29 protein-coding genes and 1 tRNA gene are annotated in these 26,501 nt (G+C 65.5%); 17 read left to right on the plus strand and 13 right to left on the minus strand.

Translation table 11 applies throughout. From position 1 onward, the window contains the following. Positions 1-261: 261 nt before the first annotated feature. Positions 262-489: an AbrB/MazE/SpoVT family DNA-binding domain-containing protein gene (locus EPL04_RS13495; protein ID WP_134671723.1), complete on the minus strand. Its 228-nt coding sequence runs from the start codon at positions 487-489 to the stop codon at positions 262-264. Between the two features lie 167 nt (positions 490-656). Between EPL04_RS13495 and EPL04_RS13500 the strand changes: the two genes are divergently transcribed. The 15 genes from EPL04_RS13500 (at position 657) to EPL04_RS13570 (ending at position 14,559) form a co-directional block, all read left to right on the plus strand. Then, complete coding sequence (locus EPL04_RS13500) at positions 657-920, plus strand: hypothetical protein (RefSeq protein WP_134671724.1); 264 nt, start codon at positions 657-659, stop codon at positions 918-920. A 78-nt stretch (positions 921-998) separates the two neighbouring features. Further along, positions 999-2,504 carry a hypothetical protein gene (locus tag EPL04_RS13505; RefSeq protein ID WP_134671725.1) on the plus strand — a complete coding sequence of 502 codons (1,506 nt, stop codon included), beginning with the start codon at positions 999-1,001 and terminating at the stop codon, positions 2,502-2,504. A gap of 6 nt (positions 2,505-2,510) precedes the next feature. Next, positions 2,511-2,969 (plus strand): hypothetical protein, encoded by a 459-nt coding sequence (locus tag EPL04_RS13510; protein WP_134671726.1) that lies wholly within the window; start codon positions 2,511-2,513, stop codon positions 2,967-2,969. Positions 2,970-3,051: 82 nt separating this feature from the next. Then, complete coding sequence (locus EPL04_RS13515) at positions 3,052-3,444, plus strand: hypothetical protein (protein ID WP_134671727.1); 393 nt, start codon at positions 3,052-3,054, stop codon at positions 3,442-3,444. Then, the gene (locus EPL04_RS13520; protein WP_134671728.1) at positions 3,444-3,932 is read left to right on the plus strand and encodes a hypothetical protein; all 489 of its coding nucleotides are present in this window, start codon (positions 3,444-3,446) and stop codon (positions 3,930-3,932) included. The genes EPL04_RS13515 and EPL04_RS13520 overlap by 1 nt, the downstream gene beginning before the upstream one ends. Further along, complete coding sequence (locus EPL04_RS13525) at positions 3,929-4,165, plus strand: hypothetical protein (RefSeq protein WP_134671729.1); 237 nt, start codon at positions 3,929-3,931, stop codon at positions 4,163-4,165. Before EPL04_RS13520 ends, EPL04_RS13525 begins: the two co-directional genes overlap by 4 nt. Positions 4,166-4,229: 64 nt before the next feature. Then, on the plus strand, positions 4,230-4,667 hold the full coding sequence (locus EPL04_RS13530; protein ID WP_245154569.1) for a hypothetical protein: 438 nt from the start codon (positions 4,230-4,232) through the stop codon (positions 4,665-4,667). After that, positions 4,664-6,412 (plus strand): hypothetical protein, encoded by a 1,749-nt coding sequence (locus tag EPL04_RS13535; protein ID WP_245154570.1) that lies wholly within the window; start codon positions 4,664-4,666, stop codon positions 6,410-6,412. The genes EPL04_RS13530 and EPL04_RS13535 overlap by 4 nt, the downstream gene beginning before the upstream one ends. Continuing rightward, complete coding sequence (locus tag EPL04_RS13540) at positions 6,405-7,373, plus strand: hypothetical protein (RefSeq protein WP_245154571.1); 969 nt, start codon at positions 6,405-6,407, stop codon at positions 7,371-7,373. Before EPL04_RS13535 ends, EPL04_RS13540 begins: the two co-directional genes overlap by 8 nt. Beyond that, positions 7,370-8,752, plus strand: a complete 1,383-nt coding sequence (locus tag EPL04_RS13545) for a hypothetical protein (RefSeq protein ID WP_134671730.1) — start codon at positions 7,370-7,372, stop codon at positions 8,750-8,752. The genes EPL04_RS13540 and EPL04_RS13545 overlap by 4 nt, the downstream gene beginning before the upstream one ends. Before the next feature lie 157 nt (positions 8,753-8,909). Beyond that, complete coding sequence (locus tag EPL04_RS13550) at positions 8,910-12,035, plus strand: hypothetical protein (protein WP_245154572.1); 3,126 nt, start codon at positions 8,910-8,912, stop codon at positions 12,033-12,035. Positions 12,036-12,038: 3 nt separating this feature from the next. Beyond that, on the plus strand, positions 12,039-12,344 hold the full coding sequence (locus EPL04_RS13555) for a hypothetical protein (RefSeq protein ID WP_134671731.1): 306 nt from the start codon (positions 12,039-12,041) through the stop codon (positions 12,342-12,344). Positions 12,345-12,780: 436 nt separating this feature from the next. After that, positions 12,781-13,785, plus strand: a complete 1,005-nt coding sequence (locus tag EPL04_RS13560; RefSeq protein ID WP_209019625.1) for a hypothetical protein — start codon at positions 12,781-12,783, stop codon at positions 13,783-13,785. Positions 13,786-13,876: 91 nt separating this feature from the next. Further along, complete coding sequence (locus EPL04_RS13565; RefSeq protein WP_134671811.1) at positions 13,877-14,236, plus strand: winged helix-turn-helix domain-containing protein; 360 nt, start codon at positions 13,877-13,879, stop codon at positions 14,234-14,236. Continuing rightward, on the plus strand, positions 14,236-14,559 hold the full coding sequence (locus EPL04_RS13570) for a DUF7521 family protein (RefSeq protein WP_134671733.1): 324 nt from the start codon (positions 14,236-14,238) through the stop codon (positions 14,557-14,559). Before EPL04_RS13565 ends, EPL04_RS13570 begins: the two co-directional genes overlap by 1 nt. A 526-nt stretch (positions 14,560-15,085) precedes the next feature. On the opposite strand, the gene EPL04_RS13575 is transcribed toward EPL04_RS13570, so the two are convergent. The 11 genes from EPL04_RS13575 to EPL04_RS13625 form a co-directional block, all read right to left on the minus strand. Further along, positions 15,086-16,975 carry a DUF7845 domain-containing protein gene (locus tag EPL04_RS13575; protein WP_134671734.1) on the minus strand — a complete coding sequence of 630 codons (1,890 nt, stop codon included), beginning with the start codon at positions 16,973-16,975 and terminating at the stop codon, positions 15,086-15,088. Beyond that, entirely contained in the window at positions 16,972-17,199 is a 228-nt protein-coding gene (locus EPL04_RS13580) for a hypothetical protein (RefSeq protein WP_134671735.1), read from the minus strand. Before EPL04_RS13580 ends, EPL04_RS13575 begins: the two co-directional genes overlap by 4 nt. Then, positions 17,196-17,471, minus strand: coding sequence for a hypothetical protein (locus EPL04_RS13585; protein ID WP_134671736.1), 276 nt, complete (start codon positions 17,469-17,471; stop codon positions 17,196-17,198). The genes EPL04_RS13580 and EPL04_RS13585 overlap by 4 nt, the downstream gene beginning before the upstream one ends. Continuing rightward, a complete protein-coding gene (locus tag EPL04_RS13590) occupies positions 17,464-18,432 on the minus strand; it encodes a DUF4326 domain-containing protein (RefSeq protein WP_134671737.1) in 969 nt (322 codons plus the stop codon). The genes EPL04_RS13585 and EPL04_RS13590 overlap by 8 nt, the downstream gene beginning before the upstream one ends. Next, positions 18,429-18,689, minus strand: a complete 261-nt coding sequence (locus tag EPL04_RS13595; RefSeq protein ID WP_134671738.1) for a hypothetical protein — start codon at positions 18,687-18,689, stop codon at positions 18,429-18,431. Before EPL04_RS13595 ends, EPL04_RS13590 begins: the two co-directional genes overlap by 4 nt. A gap of 107 nt (positions 18,690-18,796) precedes the next feature. After that, positions 18,797-18,867, minus strand: a tRNA-Pro gene (locus EPL04_RS13600). A gap of 45 nt (positions 18,868-18,912) precedes the next feature. Next, positions 18,913-20,013 (minus strand): succinylglutamate desuccinylase/aspartoacylase family protein, encoded by a 1,101-nt coding sequence (locus EPL04_RS13605; protein ID WP_134671739.1) that lies wholly within the window; start codon positions 20,011-20,013, stop codon positions 18,913-18,915. A gap of 50 nt (positions 20,014-20,063) precedes the next feature. Next, complete coding sequence (locus EPL04_RS13610) at positions 20,064-20,933, minus strand: RNA-guided pseudouridylation complex pseudouridine synthase subunit Cbf5 (RefSeq protein ID WP_134671740.1); 870 nt, start codon at positions 20,931-20,933, stop codon at positions 20,064-20,066. Positions 20,934-20,937: 4 nt separating this feature from the next. Further along, positions 20,938-21,513 (minus strand): (d)CMP kinase, encoded by a 576-nt coding sequence (gene cmk / locus EPL04_RS13615; RefSeq protein WP_134671741.1) that lies wholly within the window; start codon positions 21,511-21,513, stop codon positions 20,938-20,940. Between the two features lie 68 nt (positions 21,514-21,581). Further along, positions 21,582-22,493, minus strand: a complete 912-nt coding sequence (locus EPL04_RS13620) for a DUF106 domain-containing protein (RefSeq protein ID WP_134671742.1) — start codon at positions 22,491-22,493, stop codon at positions 21,582-21,584. A 153-nt stretch (positions 22,494-22,646) separates the two neighbouring features. Beyond that, positions 22,647-23,291 (minus strand): adenylate kinase, encoded by a 645-nt coding sequence (locus EPL04_RS13625; RefSeq protein WP_134671743.1) that lies wholly within the window; start codon positions 23,289-23,291, stop codon positions 22,647-22,649. A gap of 100 nt (positions 23,292-23,391) precedes the next feature. Here EPL04_RS13625 and deoC point away from each other — a divergent pair, with 100 nt between their 5' ends. Continuing rightward, complete coding sequence (gene deoC / locus EPL04_RS13630) at positions 23,392-24,033, plus strand: deoxyribose-phosphate aldolase (protein WP_134671744.1); 642 nt, start codon at positions 23,392-23,394, stop codon at positions 24,031-24,033. Between the two features lie 13 nt (positions 24,034-24,046). Here deoC and EPL04_RS13635 read toward each other — a convergent pair whose 3' ends face one another. After that, positions 24,047-25,057: a sodium:calcium antiporter gene (locus EPL04_RS13635; protein ID WP_134671745.1), complete on the minus strand. Its 1,011-nt coding sequence runs from the start codon at positions 25,055-25,057 to the stop codon at positions 24,047-24,049. A gap of 185 nt (positions 25,058-25,242) precedes the next feature. Here EPL04_RS13635 and EPL04_RS13640 point away from each other — a divergent pair, with 185 nt between their 5' ends. Next, positions 25,243-26,493 carry a tRNA (N(6)-L-threonylcarbamoyladenosine(37)-C(2))-methylthiotransferase gene (locus tag EPL04_RS13640; RefSeq protein ID WP_134671746.1) on the plus strand — a complete coding sequence of 417 codons (1,251 nt, stop codon included), beginning with the start codon at positions 25,243-25,245 and terminating at the stop codon, positions 26,491-26,493. Positions 26,494-26,501: the final 8 nt, after the last annotated feature.

The raw sequence follows: 26,501 nt of genomic DNA on the forward strand, positions 1-26,501 counted from the left end.
TATATAATCAATCGTATTTTTCTAGGAATGATTGACATCTTCAACGGAGTCAACTTCACATACAGGGGGAGGAGAAGAACTGGCTATCGCAAAACAGGAAAGATTCCATGCACGATGGCAATGATTTCGTGACTGGTGATACGTCGTCGAAACAGTGATTCTCTGGCTCTCACTCATCTATAATCGCTATATTCAATATGTGATTTGGAATTCTGAGCATTTAAAAAAGTCGGGCTAACGTAGGACCAGCTGCTCCGGAAATCAGTCGTCACCGAGGACCGCGACACACGGCCGGAGTCGGAGAGACCGAGCGCCCTGCTCACCCGTGATCAACACTTGCGTTCCCTTCTCGAGCCCGAGGCTCTGGGCAGCGTCCTTCGGGATAGAGACGTGATACGTCCCGTCGTTCTCTTGGACGCTCATGCTTTCCATCACGTTCTCAGAGAGGCAATCTCCTGTCTGGCTTCCTTCTCGTTGTTCTGTACTCATGAATACACTATTCCGGTGAGGGGCTCATAAAACGTAACTGCTCAGTTCGCCTCACTTTTATACCCTATAAGTATTGATTTTCCGATATTATAGGCAAACGCGTCGCATACCGGTGAGCAACGGTCAGTCGTCTCGGTAGCTCCGCGGCGGCGACCGGGGTTCACACTATGACCCGAGAAAACGGCCTGCTAAGGCCGAAAACCTCCTTTTCGGAGGATCGAGCGGAGAGAATCGATGCAGAACCAGACTCAGAGGGTGGCTGTCTCTACGAGACACCGGCGGGACCGTGCGGCGACAAGGGGACCGTCTGCGAGGTCGCCGGCGTCCGGGTCGAGTTATGCGACGGTCACCTCGAGGCTGTGCTGATTCAGAACGGGGAGGCCGCGCCTCGGTTCGCGCCGAAGGCGATCGCCGGGAGAGCTCGCGCATGAACGTTCAAGACGAAACGATCGACCAGAGCAAAGCGAACGCGGGTGGCGATCAGAACCGCCGAAACACTTACTGAAATCATGGAATTCAACGGAAAGACGGTGCTGGCGCTGCTGGCGGTGTTCGCGCTCGTGGCGTCGCCTGTCGCTGGCGCGGCGGGCGACCTCGGCGCGAACCCCGACGCGGACCAGTACCCCGAGACGAAGTTCGTCGAAGACCAGCTGACTGTCGAGAGTCACGACCGCTCGAGCATGGACTGGCTCGAGTACGAGGGTGACAACGGGAACATCAAGACCGTTCCTGCACACGTCAACGGAACCGAGAGCGGCGCGATGGTCGCCTACCGAGCCGACCGAATCGACGCCGACGAGCTCGGTCAGTACCCGCGAGTCTCCAACGAGGAGAACAACAGCGTCACCTGGCTGAACGCCGGCAACTGGACGGCGTCCGGCGCGTCGATCTCCGTCACTGACGCCGACGGGTCGACCGCCGCTGACGTGGAGGCCGTCCAGGTCACGACCGACGGCTCGCTGACCGACGGCTCAAGCGCTCACGTCGCGTACACCGAGCAGTCGATCACCAGCGACGTCGAAAAGCGCTACCTCCAGCTCGTCGCGAACGTCGACGATCTCGATAGCGGCGCCCAGCTCTCGGTCCAGGTCCGCGACGGTGACGGCGACTACGTCGCCGCGGTGGTCAACTCCAGCCGGGACGCGACCGCCGGCGACGTGATCGCGAACCAGACCGCCTCGGGCGTGATCTTCCAGGAGCAGCTCGGTCAGCTTGAGGTGGCGGGCTCGGGTGACGGTTCGCTCGACGCGATCGAGGAGGTCCGCGTGGTCGCCGAGGACGGCGATGCGACGGCCACGATCACGGGCCTGAACGTCCAGAAGAAGAGCCGCTGGGACTTCGGCGACGAGCGGGTCCCGGACACGTCGACTGACGATGAGGACGACTACACCGACCAGACGGTGTACGAGCGGCCCGAGGGCGGCGAGATCAACGCCTCGGACCTGACCGGGATGGGCGATACGTTCTCGGACGCGGCGATCAACAAACTCCGGTACCTGAACGTCGAGTACCGGATGCAGGACGACGCGGACGCGTCGACGATCGAGTTCCCCGAAGCGAGCAACTACCCGAACTACCCGAACCTGATCGACGTGTCGTACCGCCAGACGATCCCGACGGCGTACGATCTCACCCACGGCAACCTCGAACTCAAGACCGAGCAGTCGTTCCTGAGCGAACGGTATACGCAGTTCCGCTACGCCGAGGGTGTCGGTGACACTGAGACCGGCGACATCGGCGAGAGCTCGTGGATCGACCTCTCGGGCGAACTCGGCGACCGGAACCAGACGATCGTCGCCGACAGCACGGTCCAGAGTGACACCACCTACGTAGTCCAGATGGAGGCGAAGCTCCAGGAAAGCCAGTACGACGCGCTCCAGCCGACGCAGGGCGGCGGAGGCTTCTGGGGTAGCTCGGGCGGCGGTGGCGGTCCGTTCGCTTCGATGTACAACTGGATCGCGGGCGGCATCGCTGGTCTGCTCGCGATGATCGGTCTCGGCTCCCGAGGGAGCTGATCCGTCATGAGCGCGAGCGACGACGGGCCGCGTCTGGCGAAGGCCATGACGTATATCGACAAGTCCGAGTCCCTCGGGGGGTTCGGCCAGAGCTTCGTCAACGGCGCGGGCGGAGTGGTGGTCGCGTTCTTCACCATCGTTATCGGTATCGGCGAGGCGCTCGCGGGCCTGATCATCCGGCCGACCGACGCGTTCGCGGTCGTGACGGCGGAATCGATCCAGGCGATTTTCGGAGCGCCGGCGCGGTTCCTGCAGGACGCCTGGAACACGGCGGCGATCGCGCTCGGGATGGACCCGTGGCTGTCGCTCGGGCCGTTCGTGATTATGGCGGCCAGCGGGGCGTTCGTCGGCGGGCTCGCGATCCCGCTGTGGTATCTCGACGTGATCGACGGCGACACCATCACCGGGATCGACCTCCCCGTCATCGGGCTCGACGAGGGCGGCGATCAGGACGACGAGTTCTAACCATGTCGGCGGCCCGCCATCCTCGGACCGCGGCCGGCGAGACCCCACCCGGATCCGGGTGGATAGTCGGAGGTGTGCGGTGATGCCGGGGCCTGGTTCCGAGCCAGCGGACCTCGGTGGGTCGAGCGACAACTACGTGACTGCCGGGGAGTTCGTCGACGGCGGCGAGATCAAGATCGCGAAGCTCGTCAGCACGCTGCTGGGCGCGGCCTGGCTGACCGTCGCGGCGGGCTGGATCATGGTCATGCAGGCGGTCGTCACCGCCCACGTCCGGGTTCTGGACGCGGTGGCCGCGATGTACGTCCGGATCATCGAGGCCGCGGTCGGCGGCGGCGCCGAGACCGTCCAGGCCAGCTGGGGCGCGGCGTTCCGCGCGGCCGTCGAGACCAACCGACTCCTCGCCCCGGTGATCCTGAGCGTTGAAGTCGTCCTGGTCGCGGCGTTGTTGCTGTACGCCCGCCGGAGGTGGGTCTGATGCCGGGGCCCGTGGAGGGCGTGCCGGACGACGGCGGCGGAAGCGGCGGGAACGTCCTGCCGACATGGATCTTCAACTTAAAGCCGCTCGTCGGGGCGGTCTCGACGCTCACCATGATCGCGTCGGACCCGGAGACGTGGGTCCGGGAGATCGTCGCGGAGTGGATCGTCGGCGGGATTCTCGATTCCGTGCAGTACGCCCTCGGCTGGGCGTTCTTCGCGATCGAGCGAACGACGACGATCGTCCTGGACGGGCTAGGTCCGCTCGCGACGCCGTTCGAGATCATCGGCAATGGGGCGGTCGGAGCGATCAATGTCGTGTACAGTGCCGCGGAAGGGGTCGCAAACGCCGCCGGGCTCGCCGGGCCACCGGCGGCGGCGATCGCGGTCATGGCCGTGATGACGGTGCTGGCGGTCGTGGCGTACGCGACGCTGAAAGTGATTCCCGGCAGTGACGCCGTTGAAGGCGGTCTGGAGTCGCTACGATGAACGCGAAAGACCTCGCGCTGGCCGTGGCAGGCGTGGCCGGCAACCTGTTCGCTTGGATGGCACAGACCGAGGAGATCTGGATGAGCATCGCGGGGGCCTACGTCCGGTATCTTGCACCGGGTCTGGGGCTCCCCGATCTCCGGGGTCCGTTCCTGTTCCTGTCGTTGGTGTACATCGGCTTCCGACTCTCAGATCTCTGGGACGAACGAGACGAAGTAACGGAGAACCTATGAAATGCAACAACAGGCGGTGCAGACGGAGAGACGTACAGAACGACCGAATAGAGGTGAGCCACTTGTGGCAGTAAACCCGATCACCTGGGTGATGGCCAATCCGGCGCTGGTGCTGACTGGCGTGCTGGCGCTGGTCGCGATCGTCTGGGCGTACGAGGCCTACGACGAGGCCGACGACGGCCGAGAGGCCCTCGAGGGGTTCGGTTCGCGAGCCAAGAGTGGCACCGGCGGCGCGCTGAACGTCGTGTTGGTGACGCTGGTGACGTTCACCGGCTGGGCAGCGACGACGTTCAGCACGGCCACAGAGGCGATTCAATTCGTGCTCGGTCTGGCGCCGAACTTCCCGATCCTGACGGCCTCGATCGTGAACATCTCGCTGGGCGTGATCGGACTCTCGGACGTGATCGTGCTCCGGCCGGTCCACTTCCTCGGGCTGGCGGGCGCGGCGCTGCTGGTGGCGATCGCGTTCAAGACCGACTTCGGGGAGGCCGGTCTCCAGTGAGCCGGTCCGCCGCGCTCGTGGCGCTCGTCGTACTGCTGGTGAGTGGAGCCGCCGCGCCGATGGTTGCGATCGCCCAAGACGACGGCGACGCGGGCGCGGCGGCCCGCGAGCTCACCCTGGAGGAGCTGGCGCCCGGCGGGACCAAGCCGACGAACGCGCCGGCGAGCATCCGCCAGAACGGCCGGTACGGCGAGTTCGCCGTGAAGGTACTGCCGACCGGGTTGATGGTCGACGAGTCGGAGAACAGCCAGAGCTGGCGGTATCTCCGTCCCGGAGAGACCGTCAAACGCAACCACCTCCAGCTGTGGAGCAAGCGCCCCTACGGGGCGGACAGCGAGGACTACGTGGTCGAGATCGCTCACTACTCGGTCGGCCAGGAGCGGTACACGACCGAGAACGGCGACACGGCGACTCGGAAGGCCGCGAAGAACGTCACCACCTACGAGCGGACGGTCTCGATCGGCGGCGGGTACGACTACGCTGAGATCGACCTGCGGAGCCACTACGACGGCCAGGTCCGGACGGTCATGTGCGCTCGCGACCCCGGAGAGGCGTCGTGCCTCGCGAACCCTGGGGACACGCGCTGGACGTTCTACCACAAGTCCAGCAAGGCGACGCTGCCGATCGAGACGAACAGCGCGGGCGCTCGACTTGGCTGGGGCATCCTGTCGCTGTTGTTGCCGTTCTTCGGGAGCACGGTCGTGACCCTCTACGGCGGTCGGAAAGCGGTCGAGAAGGCGAAGGCCGGCCCGCAGATCTCGGCGCTCTGGTGGGTGCTGGTCGCGATCGCCGGCATCCTATTCGTGATCGTCGCGTGGGACTGGCTCTCGGCGACGCTGATCCGAGCGCCCTACCTCGTGGCGGCCGCGGGCGGGGTGCTGTTGGGCGTGATCGCGGTGGAGTGGTTCGGGCGCCGGACGTACGGCGCCGGGTTCCTCCAGTTCAAGCTCGCCGACGGGTTCGACCCGACCGACCCGGATGCGGTGGAGGATGCTGCGAAAGACGCTGGCGACGACGCGAAGGGCGACCCGAAGGACGCGCCGGGCGTGTTGAAAGCCCGGTTCAAGATCGCGAAGTTCGCCCGCGGGGACATGGGCGAGCGGTCGGTGATCCGGAAGGGCATCCGGAAGTTCTGGGCGCGGGCTCGAGGCGCCCGCGCCGACCTCGAGACCGACGGGAACATGCAGACGAAGATCGACGTGGACGGCCCGATCGAGGAGCTGTACCTGCTGGATCCCGAGGACGAGGAGCCGATGGAGTACACGCCCGAGCATCACGCGATCGAGTTCCCCGATCTCGTGACCTACGACGAGGACGGGAACCGTCAGCTCCACCCGGTGCCGTGGCTCGCTGGCGGCGTCACGCTCGGGTTCTCGTGGATGGCGGGCCAACTCGCGGCCGGTTCCGGCCTGCTGGGGCTGTTCCTCGGCGGGCTCGGGATCTTCGCGTTCAAAGTGGCGAAGCCCCGAGATGGCGAGCTCTCGGCGAACCTCGCGCCGATCCACTACCACCACGCGGTCGGATCGATGCTGACCCACGCCCGCGGGCTCGCCGACGCCAAATCGTGGGACGACTGGTTCCGCAACTACGCCGAGAGCGAGGCCGAGACCCACGCGGACCGCAAGGAGTTGATGGACGACCGTTCGGAGAGCCAACTGGAGCAGCTGTACAACCGCTACGTCGCGAAGGACGACGGCGACGCGCCGGTCCGCGACAACGGCCAGGAGGCCTCGGCGGATGACTGAGGCGCAGGATCCGCTCGAGGAGGGGGCGTTTCCGGCCGAGAGCGTCGAAGGCGCGGACATGGTCGGTGAGTTCGAGACGGTGATGGAGGCCACAGAGAGCGCTATCAGTGAATCGAGCGAGCCCCCGGACGCGACCCCGGACATCGTAGCCGAGGAGCTCCGAGAGGGCATTCACGCGGCGCTCGAAGGCGCTGGCGTAGACGCGCCGACGCGGCCAGCCACGGCGAAGCTCACCCACGACCAGACCGACCTGCTGGTGGATCTGCTCGGTGGGTTCGAGAGTCGGCGGGAGATCCTGGAGTGGGAGCAGGAGCTGGTGATCCAGACGGTCGGCCAACTCGAGGACGAGTGGTTCACCAGGACGGCCTCGGACGCCCCGACGGTCGCGGCGCTCCTCGGCGAGCCGTGGGGGCCGTGCGAGGCGATGCCGACTGAGCTCGCCGTCGAGATCCGGCGCGGGATCGTCGCGAAGGATCTGCTGCCGGCGTTCCACGCGGGCCACGAGGTCGCTCGCTGGGCGGCTGTTGAGCGCGTCGATCACCTGGACGACAACGCCGACGGTGACGATCCCGAGGCGATCGACCCGCAGGAACAGCAGTACCCGTTGATGCGGCCGGCGTTCGGTGAGATCGCGGGCCAACAGGAGTCGGCGCTGGAGCAGCTGCTCGAGGGCTTCGAGAACGCCGAGGCGCTGCTGGCGTGGTCGCTCCAGGTCGTCGGGGCGAGCTACGCGAAGATCGAGCGCGAGACGGTGACGCGGCCGTACTTCGAGCAGGGGCTCCGACGGCGGCTCGTCGGGACCGAGCCGAGCGAGAAAGACCAGTTCATCCGAGAGAGCTGGGCGGCGGAGTTCCTGCTCCCGGCGTTCAACCGAGCGGCCGACGCGCTCGGCCAGCGAGCGACCGAGGTCACGGCCGGGCAAGCGTATCACGGCGAAACCGGAGGCGGATCTATCTCATGAGCAAGACAGACCAAGAGACGCGGCCCGGAGCGGTCGCAGAGTCGGACGTACAGGACTACGATCTGCTGGAGGTCGTGCAGGACCGCGAGCTACTGAAGGCTCGCATCGAGGGCATGGACGCGCCGAATCTCGACAAGACGCGGGAGGTCACCGGCAAGGGCGACCGCCACACGGTCGGCGAGAACCTCCGCCACGCGTTCGGTTTCTCGCGGTGGAGCGACGTGCTCGAGCGCCTGGAGCGCGCCGACCATCCTGCGAGAGAGGACGGGAGCCACCCGATCGTCGAGCATCCGCGAGCGATGCTCGATCATCTGATCCATCTCGACGACATGGACAAGCTCAGGCTGGAGCACGAGGAGTTCTCGGGACTCTCGCGGGAGCGCCGAGCGCTGTTCAAGTGGCTCGCCGAGCGTCCCGAGCTCGTCTCGGACCTCCGGATCGGCGGGACCGACTGGCTCGCCTACGGGCCGAAGGGTTCGGGAAAGAGCACGATGGCGATCGCGCTCCCGGTGATCCGAAACCTCGAGATCAACCCGGACGCGGTGGTCTGGCGTGGCTCACCGGCGCGTGCCGAGTGGCTCCCGCTCCGAGCCTGGACGCGCCTCTGTCTCCCGAGCGGGCTCGACGTCGAGGCCGTGCTGGACCCGCCGAGCGACGAGATGGACCCGATCTCGGTCGACCTCGAGGAGACCGTACACGAGGTCGTCCGGTACGACGACATCCGCCAACTGAACCACGAGGTCCTCGAGGAAGGGATGCTCCACGTCGTCTACCCGGACCCGAAGTTTCGCGGCGCGACCGAGGCGTTTCGCGAGGCCGACGAGATCCAGGAGGTCGGCCACGTCTCGGCGTGGACGGCGGCGGTGGACGACGAGCTCGCGCCCAGCGACGTGACGCCCGCCGAGATGTGGTGGTTCGCCTGGGCGATCGACAAGATCGACCACGGCCCGCCGATCTGGGTGTCGTGGCTCTGCGACGAGATCGGGAACCTCATGCCCGAACACGCCAGCAACGACTACCACCAGCTCCACGACAGGATCTCGGCGTACCGCGACAAGTACGTCGACGCTCGCCGGAACAAGTTCTCACAGTTCGGCGTCGGTCACGAGATGGACGACGTTCACAACCTCATGCGCAAGAAGATGCGCTGGCGGATCACGATGGCGGGCATCGACAACCCGACCGGCAAGACGCTCGGGATGGGCGAGGCCCCGATGAACCGCAACTACACCCAGAACTACAAGCTGGGTCAGGCGCTGTCGTGGAACAGCCAGAACCACGCGAAGTTCAGCTGGGCCGACGTGCCGAGCGAGTTCAAGGTCCCCGGCCAGCTCCATATCCGGTTCCCGGAGGTTCAGGAGGTGCTCGAAACGTGCTGAATGCTGAATGTGCCGAATACGGCGGCGAGATAGTCCGAAAATCGGTTTCTGGAGCGATTCGACGCGAGTCGAGAAATCGGGCGCTGGCTGCCAGTACAGGCGCGCGCGTAGCTAGGAGAGTAAAGCCAACCCCCCTCCCCCTGCTGGAGGTGGCGCGATGAATCGGCTGGCACCGCGAGCGACGACGCTCCTGGTGGTCGTGCTGCTGGTGGCGTCGCCGATGGTCGGGGCGATCGGGACGGTCGGCGCCCAGGACGCGCCGGACGGATTCGTGGGCGTACCCGACACGAACATCGTCGAAGACCTACCGGTCACCGAGAACCGCTCGCTGACGGCGAGCGACCTCAAGGGCTCGGTGATGGCGAGCGACAACGCGAGCTCGCTCCAGGTGATCGTAACGACGCCGGAGCGAGCCGGCGAATACGTAAACAGTTCGGAGGTCGGGGCGTCTGGGGACACGGCGCTGGTGTTCCAGGACGAGACGAACCACGCGGGCCGCGAGGTTGCGGTGCCGGCGTCGGCGATCCGGGAGGCGGTCGGCCATACGCCGAATGTGGTCCACGGCGTCCACGAGAGCGGCGAGTCGTGGACGGCGCAGGTCGAAGCGCGCAATGGCCTGCTGATCTTCGAGATTCCAGAGTTCTCGGCGAATTCGGTCACCTTCGAGGGGACCGTGTCGATCACGGGCGACCCGGCGGTGGATGGCTCGAGCTACTCGGTGGACGTGGGGAACCCGAGCGAGGTTGGAAACTACCATATCAACGTGACCGGCCGAGAAACGACCGAGTGGGACAACGCGAGTGCGTCGGGTCTTGCGAACGGCGACACGCTCGCGGTCGAGTCGGCGGGCCACGAGGTCCACGGGCCGGCTGGCGGGGATCCCGAGGTTGTTCTAACGGGCGAGGGATTTGAGACGTCGGAGACGGCGAGTGCGTCGAGCGTTTCCCCGCCGCACTCGACAAGTCTTGCTGTTGACGGGAATCTTGAGCCGACTGGGCCGAGCGCGGGCAGTGAGCCCGTCCTGGAAGTGACTGGTTACTATCAGGAGTTCAGTCATTTCTCGTCGAATTTCGACGCGAAGCCTATCCTCGGGAATGCGTATGACAACAATCTCCAGATAGGGGGCGAGGTCAGGTTAGATTCGCCGCCAGACACGATAACCGACCTCCGGATTGGATGGGGAGGATATGGAGCGAGCAACGTCACAGCAAATGTGTATATCGTCGAGGAAACGCCAGATACCGATCACGGAGAGGGAACGCTGGTCAAAGAGGGCTGGAGTCCGTCGGTGCAATCATCTGAGACGATTGACATTCAGGATTATCAGGTTGGTTCAGGGCCGATAACGGTTGAGTTCGAGACGACAGGGGGCGGCGACTCGTCAACTGGAGCCTGGGAGATTCAGGCCGATGATGGTGCGTCGTCGACGTATCTGACAACTCGGACGTTCACGAGGGATTTGTATGGCGATGTAACCGCGATAAATAAACCGGACATCTCTGCAAGTGCCAATGACGGCACGAGTCACGACTTCGGATCGTTCGCGGACGGAGAGACGGCAACCACTGAGTTTGATGTGTCGGCGAGTGCGACCCAACTTGATTTCTCGGGGACGGGCGAGTTCAATTATAAGCTCGACTATGTCGACCGCTCGGCGACTCAGGACCCAGCGGTCGACCTTGACGGCGACGGAACTAATGAGGTCTCGCACTCGGGCCTGTTGATGGACGGCGAGACGGCGACCTATCAGGCGTCGAGTCTCTCGCCGGGCGACGATACGGCGACGATCTCGACGGCGGGCGGGTCGACGGTCGGGGTCGACGTGCGCCTCAAGGAGGTGGTCGAGACCCGGGACCCCTCTGTCGAAGTGAACGGACGCTGGGCCAACTATACCGGATCGCTCGCTGAAGGCGAGACGGCCCAACTCGACACAAATACGAGTTGGATTCAGGACGGCCAGAACAGGATCAACGTCTCGGTCGGTGACGGGTCGCTCTCGTCCGACGCACCCACGCCAGCGGTCGGGTTCGACTACCGCCACTCCGCAGAAGTCCAAGCATCAACCTCGTACGTGGCAAACGGCTGGGAAGAGTCCTACGAGATTAACCACACGTTTGCTGGCGATCGTGAGGACATGACCGTGACGATCCCGTTCTCGCGAACGATCCACGACATCCGGTACGTCGAGACCTCGGTGACCGGCGGCGAGTGGTCGAACGTCTCCAGCGACAAGTGGGAGCTGACCGACGGCACCACGCTCACGCTCGAGGCCGATGACACCGATGGAGATCCGGGCTTCGAGGCGGGCGACGAGCTCTCGGTCCGGACCGCGGGCTATAAGGTTCAGGTAGAGAACGGCGAGATCACGGTGACGGACCCGACGAAGCCGAGCGATCCGTCGCTGGACGCCGGGATTCGTGTCGACGATGTCGCGCTGGGCTTCCACATCTCGGTCGGCGATTCGTACCGAGGTGACCGGGTTCACTACGTCTACGACGCTTCGTGGGACGAGGACGACGAGACGATCCTGGACGCCGACGGTAACCAGGCGCTGTACCTGCCGGACGCGGTGCCGGGAGGAACGACGCGGGTGACGACGATCCCGATGGAGGTCGGCCTCAAGAGCGGCGATGTGGGTATCCACGTCTCGGACCCGGATACGCCGGAGATCGAGGTCGGGGCCGGCCGAGAGGATGTCGGCGCTGACGTGACGTACAAGTGGTATCCGGCATCGAGTGGGACACAGTACGGCCTGTACAGCCTCTCTCGGACGCGGTACCTCGATAAGCAAGATGCGGGTGACGAGTTCGTGGCGCTGACCGACGACGATAGCGAGGAGACGCTCCAAATTCAGCGCCCCGGCGAAGATGCCGGGAGCGGTGGAGGTGGCGGTGGTGACGACAGTGGCCTCGGGAGCGGCGGGAGCTGGCAGACATCCGGGCCGGATACGACGCTTCAAGAGTTCGGCGTAGTCGCCGGATGGGCGGGGCTCGTGATCGTGCTGATCGGGGCGACCGGCCGCTCAGAGCTCTCCGGTCGGCGGCGCTGGATTATCGTCGGCGCCATCGCTGGCGGGACGGGCCTGTTCAGTCTCGAGGTACTCCGACCGGGCGCAGTCTCGGGCGCAGTCGAGTCGAGCCTCGAGGAGATCATCCCGCTCGCCGGGTTGGCGGCGATCGGCATCGTCGGGTACTCGGTGTTCACCTGGTGGCAGTCCCGGAAGGCCGAGGCGTCGACGCCAGAGACGCAGGTGAATCTCGAGGTCGGCGGAGGAAGTGACTAAGCGATGCTCGCCGAGCTCGTGGGACGGGCGGTCCAGATGGTCGGCATCGAGGGAGCCAGCGCTGGCGTGCTGGCGTTGCTGTTCGCGGTGGCGCTGTACAGCCACAAGGCGGCGACGACCGGCCAGCAGGTAGCTCACGCCGGCTCGACAGTGACCCACGACATGAAGGTGGTCGCGCTGGTGCTGGCGGGACTGCTGGTCTTGGGCGTGATCTCGATGGACGTCCAGCGCGCCCAGGAGGTCGGCCGACGGTTAACCGCGTTCGATTGGGACAAATGGTTCCAGCGCATCTGGGATTGGATAATGTAATCACGGGCTGAATCGATATTTTGTAGAAGAGATTCAGACAGTAAGATAGAATATTCGACACCAATTGTGTGCTCGAGAGTGTAACCTCTTCGAAGGAAATAAACATAAAAAACTGTCGACGGTCTGCACTCGTCCATTGCCGAGGTGATGCTTATACACAATCCGCGGCCAGTGTTTAGACTGCAGTATGTCCCCCAAACCGCATCGGCCCTCTTTCGAACGAACTCGTCGAGAACTACTCGCCGGAAGTGGTGCAATGCTCGCAACGTCACTCTCAGCGCTGACTGCTGGTTGTCTGTCGGGGCTTCCTCCACTCGGCGACGATCAACGCTACGGTCGCCTTGATGTGCCGCCTGCAGACGAACCTACGTACCGAAAGTGGCTACCTGCACCGACGAGTGTCGATCCCTCAATCAAGCGATACTATTTCACTGCGATGCAACCGGAAAGCCTCCGCCCCGATGCTCCGGAACTGTTTGTCGCTCGTCGGGCCGACACCAAGGCGAACTTGGATTACTTCGGTATCGGCTTCGAGAACTACGACCAAGTCCTCGACTCCAGCGTCGGAACCGTCATCGAGGCGACGTTCGACCGTACAAAGGTCATCCAGACAATCACCGACAGCGGCTACGAGCGGGCAGGCGAGTATCGTGGATACCCGGTCTTTGCCCGATCAGACGTACCGCGCCGCGTCGCAATCGGTGACGACGTTGTCGTGTGGACGAGCGCGGCCAAACACGAGCTTCCGCACTTGGAGGCAATTATCGACACAGGGAACGGAGAATCCCCACGGTTCCATAAGGAGAATGCAGCGTTCGAACGACTCACCTCCGCTGCGGGTAGTAATCCCTATCTTGGCGTCAATACAGACAGTCAAGACCCATCAGATCGACCGGCGATGCTCGCCGACACAATCCGATTCGACGACAACGCGGCCTATCAGGTAGTACACTATCATTACACAAGCGATAGAATACCGACGAAACAGACACTCGAAGCTGCGCTAAAGGAGGATGATTACAGGTTCGCTGAGAAGGCCAATGAGTTCGATGTCACTATCGACGGGCAGCTCGCGACGGTTGAAACCCAAGTACCGCTCCGCTCTGAACAGGATATCGACCCAAAGTACGAACTGCCGCAGGTAACTTGGGGCGTGACCCACGACGAGGATGCAGAGAAAGTCACGTTCAGACACGAAGCAGGTGAATCGGTTCCTGCGGACAGGCTTTACTACGATTTCGCCAGACCGGCTGCTCCCCTTGGGAGAATCGACAAGCGGCCACTCTGGACAGGCGTAGACACTGTCTCGGCCGGAGCAGAAGGAGAGATCGACCTAACTGAGTATCCAGACGCAACTCGTGTCCATTTAGTGTACTCAGCCGGTGGAACCCACTTTTACGTCCTCCTCGGCTTTGACCTGCGAGGTGATTCCGATGGGTGAGACCGCGCTTCAGTCGGCACTGTATGCGAGATGGCAATATCTTTACACGGAACCGACCGAGCATGATATCCAGAACATACGTGCATATCATATGACAAACGAAGGTGAATCAGTCGATATCGACCTCGCAACCGTCATCGATCTTCTGGATGACGAATACATCCGTTCTATTCTGGTCGAAACGAGCGACGCACCGATGTCGGCCAACGAGCTTAGCGAACTCTATGATCTCTCCACGTCGTCGATCTATCGTCGACTCGACCGACTGACCGAAGTCGACCTCGTCGGTGAGCGAACGCGACCGCGGGCCGACGGCCATCACGAAACGGTGTACATCGCTCGACTCGATCGATTCGAGCTCGCGATTCGCGATGGCAACTTAGCGTGGGAAATCGACCGCCGAAGCGACGACGTCGCCGACCAACTAACACGCCTCTGGAGGAAGTTCTGATGTCGTACATTGGACTTGGCTCCCCGATTGCGATATTTACCGGGATTGCCGCGACTGCCTCGGCGGTAATCGGCCTCTACATAGGCTATCAGGCGTATCGCGGGCTTCGGCGCAACGACGAACGATCGATGCGCTGGCTGTCGGTCGGGATGATTTTGCTCTTCGGACTGACCTACACGCTCGCGATCGCCGGGCAGGGGTTGGTCGCATTCCGAATCGTCCCTATCCACCTCCAGAACACCGTCCGTCTACTCGTTAGGCTGACCCAGCTCGCTGGGCTAGCGTGTATTGCCTACTCCTTACAGATTGCTACAAATCAGTAGTCTAACGCTACAGACACTACTACTTGTACGTCGGAATTCTCTGGGATAGGCGAGTTCCTGTCTACCTAAGCGGTCCCGGAAGAGGTGGCTTCCAGAACACCATCGTGTGGGTTTGCCGGCGTGAGCGTCTCACTCATCGGAGAGTGGCGGGTATCGCCCGATGAGACAAATGCGGTAGGCCGGAGCCGCTATGGCTCCGGCCGTTTTCTCCTTTCCCCCCAGGGGCACTCTCTCTAAGGGGTCCCGGAGAGGTGGCCCGCACCCCACCCCTGCCATAGCAGGCCGTAGCGGTCCCTGAACGGTCCGGTACCGCCCGATACGGCGAACAGCGCACGCTCACTTGTGTCGAAAACTGGCCTGAATAAAACGTCGACCACTCTGTTAACACGCCAGTGAAAGTGAAAATGGTACCAAATATGATAAATAGCAGAGTCTATCGCCAAAAGGAGACCGCAAAGCGACAGAAATCGGCCACAAAACGAGTGTCGCCACTACCAGCAAAGCGAACCGCGCCCCGAAGGGGCGGTTAGTCGCTCAACGTCGGGTACGGATCGGCACGGACTTTCACATGCTCGTCGGCGATCGCGTCGACCTCGAGCGCGGTCCCGAGTTGCTCTCCGGACAGCGGGATCTCGCGGAACTCCCGCCAGATCGGCTCGTCGCGAGCGTCAACAGCGGTGTCTTCGTCGTCCGCGTCCTGATCGGCGCCGTCATCACGGTCGTCCGGATCGTCGCGATCGTCCGGCTCACCCAGACCGACTTCGGCGATCGCCTCCAGGAGCTCGTCGACATCGTCGCTCCCGACCGGGTCGCGACCGTCGACCTCGGTCTCGGCGCTGTCGCCCTCGAGCGTCCGCTCCAGGAACCGATTCTCGCGGTTCTCCTGCGCGCGCTGACGCCGATCCTCGGCCGTATCGTCCGGGTACACTTCAGCGAGCGCCTCGTGAGCGTCCGCTTCCCACCAGGTCGCCGAGAAGGTCACGAACACGCAGGCGTCGTTGATCGTTTTCAGTATTCCCGGCTCGCTACCCGTTCCGCAGAGCCGTTTGACGTGGCCGCGGACGGTCCGTTTCACGAGCCCGACGTCTTTCGCGATCTCGTCGTAGGTCGCGACGCCCCGGCGCTTGATCGAGTGGAGGATGTCGTACACCGACGTGGTCTGGGCCTTCCGCGCCTCGGCGTACAGCTGAGGCCGGAGGCTCTCGTAGTGATCGCGAAGCCATGCACGGCGGCCCTCGGGATGCTGCCACTGGAGGAGTTCGGCGGCCGGACCGAGGCTCTTCTCGTCCTGGAGGATGTGCTCGGTCCCGACGTCGGCCCACTTCAGGTGACTACAGAGAATCTGCTCGAGAACGTGGGTGATCTGCTCCCAGCGCTCGGCGCTGTACGCCTCCCCGCCCTTCGGGCGGCCCTCTAACGAGACCTCTACTTTCGGCTGGTCGTACGGGAATTCGAGGTACTCGGCCGGCGCATCCGGGAGGTACAGCTTGATCTGGATGTCCTGGCCGTGGAGAATCGGGAAGCCGAGCTGCTCCCAGCCGTCGGTCCGGAGCTTCACGATCTGCCACCTGCCGTCCGAGTGGACGGTCGTCTCCTCGAGGTCGGCCTCGTGGCGCGCGAGCAGTTCGCTGGACTGACGCATAACGTGGACGACCTCGTCGGCGATGTCCTCCGTGATACGGTGGTGGACCTCGCTCTTCCAGAACGTTCGGCTCTCTTGGTTCACGTCCAGTTCGTCGACATCGTACCCGAGGGCGTCGTACAGGAGCGTCTCCATGCGGTCCTGGATCTCGGCGCTGTCCTCGGCCCACGTCGTCTGGACGGTGATCTCGGTGCCGTCGCCGTACGGCGGCGTCCAGTTCTCCGAGATGCCGTCCTGGGACTTCTTCAACAGCGAGGCGTACTGGGGCCGGAGCGTGACGTTCAGACTCGTCGTCGGCGTGTGGAACCACTGGATCTCGCCATCCTCGCCGACGGGTTGGAGCGTCAGGTTGTACTTGAACCACTGCCGGAAGGCTCCACTCGAAGTCTCGCGACCGAACTGGCACCGGGAGCTGTTCAGGGAGACCGCGACCGTCTCGCCGTCAGCGAGTTCGTACTCGTCCAGAAGGACGATGTACTCGCGCTCCCGTCCCCGGCTGTCCTTCACGGTCACGATCTCGTCGCGGTCCTGGCCCTCGTACCACCGAGCGCGAGCGTACTGGTAGAGCGAGCCATCCCGAACACGGCTCTCGCCGTAGTCATGGGGGATCTCGCTTTCGTCGCGGTATACGTCGTTCAGGACGAGATGGAGGTTCCCGCCGTGTCGGGTCGGCTTCGGAAGCACCTCGGTGGTCGTCTCGATGCCCTCGAGGCGGAGCAGGCCGTTGTCCGGGTCCGTCGGCGGCTCCGCGGGACTCGGGGCGTCCAGACTCACGCCTTCTCGCCCCCGTTAAAATCACTGAGGCCAGTCTGGGGCTTCTCAGTCCACTTCCATCTCGGGTAATCGACCTCGACTATCCCGTTCCAGAACGTGGTCCAAAAGTCGGCTTTGTGCGGCTCGATGGCCTGCCAGCGCCGGGCCTCTGCGAGGCCTTCTTCGACGCGACGACGCTCTTCAGCCTGCCATCCTTCGCGAGCGACGAGGTGACGGTACCTCACGCCGAACCACCTCCGAAGTGGTGGATCGCGTGACGAACCGATCGCTTCGCGGTCGTCGCATCGATCACCGTCACGAGCGTGTCGTCCTTCCGGACCAGAACCGTCTCGGAGTGCTCGTGGTACCGAACCTCGTCGCCGTCGAGCCCGTGACCGAAGATCTCGGTCGCGTCCGCCCACGCATCGACGGGGTTCATCACCGGGTCCGCGGAGCGCTGCGCCCAGCGCTCCCCTCGGACGTGCTTGCTGACGCGGAGGCGGGCGGTTTCAGACATCGGACTCACCTCCCGACTCGGCGCCGTTCGGCCGACACTTCAGCACGCGGTCGGCGACCCGAGCGATCACGTCGGCGTGACAGACCAGATGGTCGTCGCCAGTCTCCTCCAAGCGGTGGCACCAACAGCCGAGGACGGACCCGCGGAGATCGTACACGGCCTCCACGAACTCAGGACGCTGCTCGAGCGCCAGGAACAGCAAGTTCATGAACATCGCGACCGACTGTTTCCGTCCGAAGTCGTCCGCGGAGTACGGGTTTCCGAGCCAGCCCGCTTCGCCGGGTTCGTCGACCGTGACGAGGTTCTGGCTCCCGTCGTCGCCGTGGCGGCCGGCGTACACGTCGACGTCGTCTTTCTGAGCGTGACCGACGTACGTGAACCGCGGATAACCGTCGTCGTACGTCTCAGGGAGGTCGTACTCGGCCACCGTGTCAGGGCGGTCGAACACCCCCGAATCCGGGTCCTCGTCGAGTCGGTCCGCGAGCGTCGCCACGTCGGGAGTGATCTCGTCCTCCAGGACGCCGCCCGGACCGGCGACCGCCGTCGCGACGCTCCCGCCGTCAGCGGAAGCGGTGGGATCGCGGGCGAGTTCGTGGGCGCGGTCGGCGGCCTCGAGATCGTCTTGGCGGACGGGAATCCACGCCGAACCGTCGGTCAGCTGGGCGCGGACGCCGACCATCCGAGAGCTGTAGCCGTGGGCGTCCGGGCCGCCGACCTGCTCGGGTATGAGCAGGTCCTCGCTCGGGCTCTCGTAGCCCTGCGAGCGGACGTACTCTATGCCGGCGTCTTCGAGAGCGTCGCGGAGGTCCTCGTCGGCAAGTCGAGCGACCGGGACCTGGATCTCGCCGCGGCTGAACGAGATGGGAACCTCGGAGACGGGGCAGATGACTTCGCCGTCGTCGTTGCGCTCGATCTCCCGAAGGGAGGCCCACGACTGGACGCCGAAGTCCTCGAGGCTCATCGGCTCACCTCCGGGCCGCCGTCAGCGGCGAGTGTCGGCGTCTCGTCGGCCTCGTGGAACGCGATCGCGGCTCGGACTCGCTCGGGGTCGGGGCCGCCGTCGCGGAGCGCGCCGCGTTCGGCGTAGATCTCTCGGGCCGGACAGCTCGGAAGGTGATCCTGTATTCCCTGCTGGTCGCGAATCGGGGTCCCGCAGAGTGCGCACTCTGTGGTGACGACGGTGGTTTTCCCGCTCTCGTAGTGGCGGTACTCGATCACGCCGACCACCTCCCAGAAACGCCGTGGTTTCGGGGGGTGGTAGGCGCCGAAAACAGGCGGCTAAGTACGCTTAGCTCTCGATTAGTGAGAGCCTGTAAAATTTCTGATGGGACCGCTGAGATTCGAACTCAGGTCCAACGCACCCCATGCGCAGAGGATACCACTACCCTACGGTCCCGCCTGCATTCCATCCAAGGGCCGTCCCCGAGTTAAGCGCTTCGTTTCACTCCTCGGACCGCGGGACCACCAGATCGCCGTCGTCCCGGACCGCCATGCTCGCCAGCGCGTCGTTCTCGTAGGCCGCGACCCCGTGCATCCGCCCGAGCACGTAGCCGTCATGGTCGGTCTCGACCGTCGCCTTGTGCTCGCCGTGGGGCGTGAGGATCTCGGCGATCACGTCGCCGGCCTCGACCGCGTCACCGGCGGTCGCCCGGTGGCGCGCGATGCCCGGCGTGTCGGTGTGGGGATGGACCGCCCGCTTGACCGGGTACTCGACCGGCGCGTCCGGGCCCACGGCGTCGGGGTCGGGGTCGCCGGGGAGCACGCCGAGTTCGCACATCACGTTTCGGACGCCCGTGACCGCGGCCTCGCGGACCGACTCGTCGACGACCTCGTGGCCGCCGAGCTCCGCGGTGAACGCCGGGATGCCGGCGTTGTTGAGCGCCGCGCCCGCGGTCGAGCGCTGGAGGCTCTGCTCGGTGTACTCCTCGGCGGCGTACTCGTTCACGATCGGCATACCGAACGCCTCGATCAGCGATTCGAGCTCGCCCGCGAGCTCGCGGGCCTCGGCTTCGGTTCGGTAGTCCCGCGACCGGTCCGAGTCGGATCGCGTCTCGCTCTCGCCGTAGAGTACCCGGTCCCGGATCAGGAACGGCATCGATCCGACGTGGGCGGTGTGGAGGTCGACGAGCGCGTCCGCCGAGTCGGCGAACGCCTCGTAGATGCGCTCGTCGATGAGTTGCTGGACGCTCGGCGGCCGGGACCGCTCGGCGTCGGGGTCCGGGAAGTAGCGGTTCGGGTCCTCGTCGTCGTAGTACGACGTCCGTGTGGTGCGACGCAGGCCCGCGGGGTTGAGGGTCGGCAGACAGACCACCGTCCCCCGGATCTCGCCGGGGAGGTCGTCGGTCAACAGGTCCTGTGCGACCGCGAGCCCGGTGACCTCGTTGCCGTGGATCGCGGCCGTCACCCAGAGTTCGGGGCCGTCGGGCTCGCCCTCGGCGACGAGAACGGGGAGGCGTTCGGGCGTGCCGGTCGGGAGGTCGGTGACGTCGAGCCAGCCGGTCGCGAGTTCGCCGGGCGCGGCCACGGCGGTGCCGAGTTGCATACCGGCGAGAGTCCCGGCGGCGACAAAAAGGTGGGTGTGGCGGCGATCCCCTACACCAACACGCGCTCTAACGTCACGGCGACGCCCGCGTCGGCGTCCGGGTCGCCGGCCATCGTCCCGAGACACACCGCGGCGCCGTCGGGCGTGTAACAGGCGACCAACTCCCCCTCGTCGGCGTCGTCGCTGTCGATCACGCCCGGGGCGTACACCTGCGCGCCGTGGGCGATCTCCGCGGCCGCGCTCGGCGCGACGGTCACCGCCGGGAGGTGTTCGAGCGCGCGCTCGGCCGGTCGGACGACCTCCCGGAGCCAGTCGTCCTCGCCGTCCTCGCGCCACCGCGCGAGCGCGTCGACGAACGCCTCCATCGTCGCGAGCGTCCGGTCGTCGAACGGGTCGGTCGCGGTCCGGCGGAGGTCGCCCATATGGGCCCCGGTCCCGAGTGCGAGCCCGATATCGTGACATAACTTCCGGATGTAAGTGCCGCTCTCACATCGGATTCGGAGCAGGGCCTGCCGGTCGCGGACCTCCAGCACGTCGAGTGCCGACACCTCCCGGATCCGTAGCTTCCGGACGACCGCGCTCTTTCGGGGCGGCTTCTGGTAGAGGGGGCTCTCGAACTCCGCGACGATCGCCTCGAGGTCCGCGGGCGGATCGTCGTGGAGTTCCAGCACCGCGACGTACTCCTTTTGGCCCTCCAGAAACACCTGCGAGAGGCGGGTCGCGGCCCCCGTCAGCGTCGGGAGACATCCCGTCACCTTCGGGTCGAGCGTCCCGGCGTGGGCGGCCTGCTCGACGTCCGCGGCGTCCCGGATCCACCCCGCGACCTGATGGGCGGAGGGTCCCGGCGGCTTGTCGAGGTTCACGACTCCGAAGTCGAGCAGTTCGGCCGGCGTCCGTTCGTTCGGGGGTCCGCGGAGCATGGCGTTAGAACTCGTAGTCGGCTTCGACGGGGTACGTGCCCTCGTCGGTCGCGGGGTCGTAGTCGCCGACCGCGGTCACGAGCATATCGAGCACCGAATCGGCGTCCCAGCGGGCGGTGTTGACCGCGAGATCGTAGATGGTGAGGTCGGTGATGTCGATGCCGTAGTACTCCCGATACCGATCGGCCTCGCTGGACTGGCGGGCGGCGCTCTCCTCGCGGGCCTCCTCGACCGGCTTGTCCTCGCGGTCGGCGACTCGCTCGGCCCGCACGTCGAGGGGCGCGTCGAGCCAGACCCGAAAGTCGGCGTGGTCGCCGGCGAGCCACCCCGCGAGCCGGGATTCGAGCACCACGTCGTCGCGGTCGACCGCGATCGAGCGCAGGCGCCGATCCAGATCGCGGTCGATCTGGTCGTCCTCCTCGGCGAGCTTGTTGAACTCGAGGGGCGTGTAGCCGCGCTCGTCGGCGAGCTTCCGGAAGATGTCGCCGCCGCTGATGTGTTCGAGATCGAGCGCGGCGGCGAGGTTAGAGGCGGTCGTGCTCTTTCCGCTACCGGGCGGTCCGGAGACCGTTATCAACATATCCGGTCTCGGTGCCCGGAGGCAAAAGAGGTTTTGAACTCCGGCGGGGGCGTCGGGCGGTTCGCGGGTCAGGTCGGCGTCGTCTGGATGTTCAGCGACTTCCGGATCAGCTGGGTGAACCCCATCGAGCAGAGGAAGTACCAGACGATCCACATCCGCATGGGACCGGCGACGCCGTCCTGCCAGCCGACGTCTCCCGCGAGCGGTACGACGATGTTCCACTCGGCGTCGGGGATGTGGCCGTCCCGGACCATCCAGTAGATCCAGAGGAAGACGGGGATGGTGAGGAACATCGTCCAGACCATCGGGCGAAACTGCTCTTTGAACATGCCGAGCTGGTCGCCCATCGCGTCCATCTGCTCTTCGCGGATGCGCTCCATCGCCTCGTCGTCGCCCCGCTCTTTGGCGGCCTTGCGCTTCTCTTGGATGTCTTTCATCCGCTGCTGGTAGGCGCTCATCTTGTCCATGTTCATGAGGTTCGCCTGCAGCAGCGTCGAGTACAGTCCGGTCACGAGCGCCAGCACCATCACGACGACGTAGAACGGCAACACCGACTCCAGCGGGCCGACGAGGATGTTGACCGTACTCCCGATGGCGTTCCGGATCGGCGTCTGCGAGTAGCCGAGGAACAGCCCGACGGAGCCGAGCGCGGCCATCTTGTCCCACATCGTCCACGACGATTCGTCGTCGTCGATGTCGACGTCGGTGTCGTCGTCGGTCGAGACCGAGGTGGTCGGGTCGTCTTCGAGCGCGGCCTCGACGGCGTCGGGGTCCGCGAGTCGGAACTCGTCGCCGTCACTGGTGAGTACGTCTTTCTCGATGAGTCGGCCCCACTGACCGCTCGTGAGCGCGTCGTTGACGTCCGCCCACTCGATGGGCTCGTCGCCGGCGTCCGTGCGGTCGTAGACGACCGCCAGGACGTCGGCCATCGCCGAATCCTCGGCGACGAGCGACTCTACTTTGTCCGCGGTCCGTGCCATTACTCCGGGTTTGGTATCCTCCGTTAATCAACTTTCGCTCTCGTGCGCTCGCGGGTCGGTTACGATCCCGTCCGAGCGCAGGCCGACCCGCCGGGCCGGTTCGCGGCGTTTAAGGCGCGATCCGAGCGTCGGGTCGGCGAAACGAGCGCCGGCTCAGGCGTTGGTCTCGACGGCGTCGCTCACGTCCGCCCACACTTCGTCGGGGCTCCCCTCGCCGTCGACCCGGACGAGCTGGCCCTCCTCGTCGTAGAACTCGACGACCGGCGCGGTGTTCTCCTCGTAGACGCGGATGCGCTCGCGGGCGGTCTCCTCGGTGTCGTCCTCGCGCTGGTAGAGGTCGCCGCCACACTCGTCGCAGACGCCTGCTTGCTCGGGCGGGCTGAACTCGACGTGGTAGGTCGCGCCACACTCCTCGCAGACCCGTCGGCCGGTCAGCCGGTCGACGAGCACGTCCTCGTCGACGTCGAGGTAGAGCACGACGTCGAGGTCGGTCATCTCCGAGAGCGTCTGGGCCTGTTCGAGGTTGCGCGGGTAGCCGTCGAGGACGTAGCCGTCGGCCTCCTCGAGCGCGGTCTCGACGATCTCGTTGACCACCGCGTCGGGGACGAGTTCGCCCTTGTCCATGTACTCGCCGGGCGTGTCGTACTCCAGCCCGAGGTGGCTGATGTCCATCTCCTTGTTCCCGCGGAGCGCGTCGCCGGTGGTGACGTGGTCGACGCCGAACTCCGAGACGATGCGGTCGCTCTGGGTTCCCTTGCCCGCGCCGGGCGCGCCGAGTATCAGAATGTGTGGCTCCATACCTCCGAGTCCGGCGGCCACGCTTAAAGGCTTAAAGAAAGCGGTCGGGGACGCGCCGGATGCCGCCCCATTTTTGTCCGCACGCCGCCTCCGTTCGCGTATGAACGACGCCGAACTCGCCGCGCGTATCGACCACACCGTCCTCGGCCCGGAGACGACCTTCGACGACGTGTGCGCCGTTCTCGACGAGGCCGCCGACTACGGGATGAATGCCTGCATCCCGCCGTGCTACGTCGCCGAGGCCGCCGAGTACGCACCGGACGTGACCCTCGCGACCGTGATCGGCTTTCCCCACGGCCAGCACGCCACCGCCGCCAAGCGCGAGGAGGCCGCCGTCGCCTACGAGGACGGCGCCGACGAACTCGATATGGTGCTCAACGTCGGCCGGCTGAAGGCCGGCGACCGCGAGGCGGTCCGGGCCGACGTCGAGGAGGTGGTCGCGGCGGTCCCGGTCCCGGTGAAGGTCATCATCGAGACCGCGCTGTTGACCGACGACGAGAAGCGCGCCGCCTGCGAGGCGGCCGCCGAGGCCGACGCCGCGTTCGTCAAGACCTCGACGGGGTTCGCCGACGGCGGCGCCGAGGTCCCGGACGTGGAACTGATGAGCGAGTACCTCCCGGTCAAGGCGAGCGGCGGCGTCGGCGACTACGAGACCGCGGCGGCGATGTTCGACGCCGGCGCCGAGCGCATCGGCGCGAGCTCGGGGGTCGAAATCGTCGAGGACTTCCGGCAGAACTACTGAGGTCGGCGCGGGCTCACAGCACCAGACTGGTCACGCCGATCGACTCCAGCACGAGCCACCCGACGAACGCGGCGTACGCCCCGAGCAGGACGTAGGCCTCGCGGTCGGTGAGTTCGAGGTCGGTGCGCATGAGCCCGAACAGCAGGATGGTCGCCATCGTGAGCGCGCCCATCATCGGCGCCGCGAACCCGAAGTCGATCACCGTCGAGCCGACCAGCAGGACACCGACCGGAACCGCCACCAGCAGGTCGAAGACGTTGCTCCCGAGCACGTTGGCGATGCTGGTCACGTCGCTGTCCTTCCGGGCGGCCTGCACGCTGACGAACGCGTCGGGCAGGCTGGTGCCCGCCGCGATGACGGTCAGCCCCCAGATGAAACTCGGCGTCCCGAGCGTCGCACCGAGCCCGAGCGCGGCCCGGACCAGCCCCTCGACGCCGACCAGGATGGCGAGGAGGCTGACCGCCAGCAGGCCCCACAGCCCGAGCGCGTCCACGCCGTCGGTCACGCGCGTCTCGCGCAGGTCGCGCACGTCCTGATACTGGATGAACACGTACAGCCCGTAGAGCGCAAGGGGAAGCAGCGCCAGCGGTCGGGTCACCCGGCCGGCGAGTCGCCCGTCGGCCGCGGGGTAGTAGATGACCCCGAACGAGAACGTCAACAGCAGGACCGCGACCGAGAGCATGTAGAACTGGGCCTCCTTGTAGACGAGGCTCCGGTTCGACTGGAGCTTTCCCTGCCCCGCCAGCGTCGAGAGGCCCGGGATCACGAGGATGTTGAAGATGGCGGACCCGACGATGGCCCCGACGCCGAGTTCGAACTCGCCGTGCAGAACCGCCGCCAGCACCACGCTCGACAGTTCGGGGAAGCTCGACCCGACCGCCGCGATGATCGCGCCCTGAATGATCGCCGGCGCGCCGTAGTAGGCCGCCAGCCGGTCGGCGGCCCGCTCCAGCCGTGAGCTACCGGCCCAGACGACGCCGGTCGCGACGACCGCGAGCCCGACGTACCCGAGAGTCAGCCACATGCCCCGACGTTGCTCGCCTGCGCGTATTGGTCGTTACGATGGCCGGAGCATCGGCGGCCGTCCCGCGCCCCACGACGCCGTCCAGACGGGACACCGACAGTCGTGGCGCGAGCGACCGGAGCGAGCAAACGGTCGTGGTGATTCGTCGGTCTTTTGGCCGCGTAGCCGAAAGACAGCGACAGCGAATGGCCCGGTATCACATCGAGACCTACGGTTGCACCTCGAACCGCGGCGAGAGCCGCGAGATAGAGCGGCGGCTCCGGGACGCGGGTCACCACCCGGTCGAGGGCCCCGAGGAGGCCGACGTGGCGATCCTCAACACCTGCACCGTGGTCGAGAAAACCGAACGCAACATGCTTCGGCGGGCCGAAGAGCTCGAAGGCGAGACCGCCGACCTCATCGTGACCGGCTGTATGGCGCTGGCGCAGGGCGAGGAGTTCCGGCGGGCCGGCGTCGACGCCGAGGTGCTCCACTGGGACGAGGTGCCGACCGCGGTCACCAACGGCGAGTGTCCGACCACGACCCCCGACGCCGAGCCCGTCCTCGACGGGGTCATCGGCATCCTCCCCATCGCGCGCGGTTGCATGTCCGACTGCTCGTACTGCATCACCAAGCGCGCGACCGGCAAGATCGACTCCCCGCCGGTCGAAGCGAACGTCGAGAAGGCCCGCGCGCTGGTCCACGCCGGCGCGAAGGAGATCCGGATCACCGGCCAAGACACCGGCGTCTACGGCTGGGACGACGGCGAGCGCAAGCTCCCCGAGCTCTTAGAGCGCATCTGTGACATCGACGGCGAGTTCCGCGTGCGGGTCGGGATGGCCAACCCGAAGGGCGTCCACGGCATCCGCGAGGAGCTCGCGGCGGTGTTCGCCGAAAACGAGAAGCTCTACAACTTCATCCACGCGCCGGTCCAGTCGGGGAGCGACGACGTGCTCGGTGAGATGCGCCGCCAGCATCAGGTGTCCGAGTACGTCGAACTGGTCGAGACCTTCGACGACGTTCTGGAGTACTGGACGCTCTCGACCGACTTCATCGTCGGGTTCCCGACCGAGGAGCCCGAAGACCACGCCCAGAGCTTGGCGCTCCTCCGAGAGACCCGCCCCGAGAAGATCAACGTCACGCGGTTCTCGAAGCGGCCGGGGACCGACGCCGCAGAGCTGAAAGGTCTGGGCGGGACTCTCAAAAAGGAGCGCTCGAAGGAGATGACCGACGCCAAGATGGACGTGGTGGCCGACGCCTACGACGCGATGGTCGGCCAGACCCACGAGGTGCTGGCGGTCGAGGACGGCACCGCCGACTCGGTCAAGTGCTACGACGAAGCCTACCGGCAGGTGATCGTCCAGAACGCCTCCGAGCACGGGATCGAGCCCGGCGACTTCGTCGACGTGGAGATCACGGGCCACAGCACGGTGTACGCGTTCGGCGAGCCGGTGTAGCCGGGCAG

It is taken from the genome of Halorussus marinus (assembly GCF_004521895.1).
Lineage (GTDB): Archaea > Halobacteriota > Halobacteria > Halobacteriales > Haladaptataceae > Halorussus > Halorussus marinus.

Bases quoted from the DNA above. Each gene is read 5' to 3' on its own strand.
- EPL04_RS13495 (WP_134671723.1), bottom strand. From the start codon at position 489: ATGAGTACAGAACAACGAGAAGGAAGCCAGACAGGAGATTGCCTCTCT.
- EPL04_RS13500 (WP_134671724.1), top strand. From the start codon at position 657: ATGACCCGAGAAAACGGCCTGCTAAGGCCGAAAACCTCCTTTTCGGAG.
- EPL04_RS13505 (WP_134671725.1), top strand. From the start codon at position 999: ATGGAATTCAACGGAAAGACGGTGCTGGCGCTGCTGGCGGTGTTCGCG.
- EPL04_RS13510 (WP_134671726.1), top strand. From the start codon at position 2,511: ATGAGCGCGAGCGACGACGGGCCGCGTCTGGCGAAGGCCATGACGTAT.
- EPL04_RS13515 (WP_134671727.1), top strand. From the start codon at position 3,052: ATGCCGGGGCCTGGTTCCGAGCCAGCGGACCTCGGTGGGTCGAGCGAC.
- EPL04_RS13520 (WP_134671728.1), top strand. From the start codon at position 3,444: ATGCCGGGGCCCGTGGAGGGCGTGCCGGACGACGGCGGCGGAAGCGGC.
- EPL04_RS13525 (WP_134671729.1), top strand. From the start codon at position 3,929: ATGAACGCGAAAGACCTCGCGCTGGCCGTGGCAGGCGTGGCCGGCAAC.
- EPL04_RS13540 (WP_245154571.1), top strand. From the start codon at position 6,405: ATGACTGAGGCGCAGGATCCGCTCGAGGAGGGGGCGTTTCCGGCCGAG.
- EPL04_RS13545 (WP_134671730.1), top strand. From the start codon at position 7,370: ATGAGCAAGACAGACCAAGAGACGCGGCCCGGAGCGGTCGCAGAGTCG.
- EPL04_RS13550 (WP_245154572.1), top strand. From the start codon at position 8,910: ATGAATCGGCTGGCACCGCGAGCGACGACGCTCCTGGTGGTCGTGCTG.
- EPL04_RS13555 (WP_134671731.1), top strand. From the start codon at position 12,039: ATGCTCGCCGAGCTCGTGGGACGGGCGGTCCAGATGGTCGGCATCGAG.
- EPL04_RS13560 (WP_209019625.1), top strand. From the start codon at position 12,781: ATGCAACCGGAAAGCCTCCGCCCCGATGCTCCGGAACTGTTTGTCGCT.
- EPL04_RS13565 (WP_134671811.1), top strand. From the start codon at position 13,877: ATGACAAACGAAGGTGAATCAGTCGATATCGACCTCGCAACCGTCATC.
- EPL04_RS13570 (WP_134671733.1), top strand. From the start codon at position 14,236: ATGTCGTACATTGGACTTGGCTCCCCGATTGCGATATTTACCGGGATT.
- EPL04_RS13585 (WP_134671736.1), bottom strand. From the start codon at position 17,471: ATGTCTGAAACCGCCCGCCTCCGCGTCAGCAAGCACGTCCGAGGGGAG.
- EPL04_RS13590 (WP_134671737.1), bottom strand. From the start codon at position 18,432: ATGAGCCTCGAGGACTTCGGCGTCCAGTCGTGGGCCTCCCTTCGGGAG.
- EPL04_RS13605 (WP_134671739.1), bottom strand. From the start codon at position 20,013: ATGCAACTCGGCACCGCCGTGGCCGCGCCCGGCGAACTCGCGACCGGC.
- EPL04_RS13610 (WP_134671740.1), bottom strand. From the start codon at position 20,933: ATGCTCCGCGGACCCCCGAACGAACGGACGCCGGCCGAACTGCTCGAC.
- cmk (WP_134671741.1), bottom strand. From the start codon at position 21,513: ATGTTGATAACGGTCTCCGGACCGCCCGGTAGCGGAAAGAGCACGACC.
- EPL04_RS13620 (WP_134671742.1), bottom strand. From the start codon at position 22,493: ATGGCACGGACCGCGGACAAAGTAGAGTCGCTCGTCGCCGAGGATTCG.
- EPL04_RS13625 (WP_134671743.1), bottom strand. From the start codon at position 23,291: ATGGAGCCACACATTCTGATACTCGGCGCGCCCGGCGCGGGCAAGGGA.
- deoC (WP_134671744.1), top strand. From the start codon at position 23,392: ATGAACGACGCCGAACTCGCCGCGCGTATCGACCACACCGTCCTCGGC.
- EPL04_RS13635 (WP_134671745.1), bottom strand. From the start codon at position 25,057: ATGTGGCTGACTCTCGGGTACGTCGGGCTCGCGGTCGTCGCGACCGGC.
- EPL04_RS13640 (WP_134671746.1), top strand. From the start codon at position 25,243: ATGGCCCGGTATCACATCGAGACCTACGGTTGCACCTCGAACCGCGGC.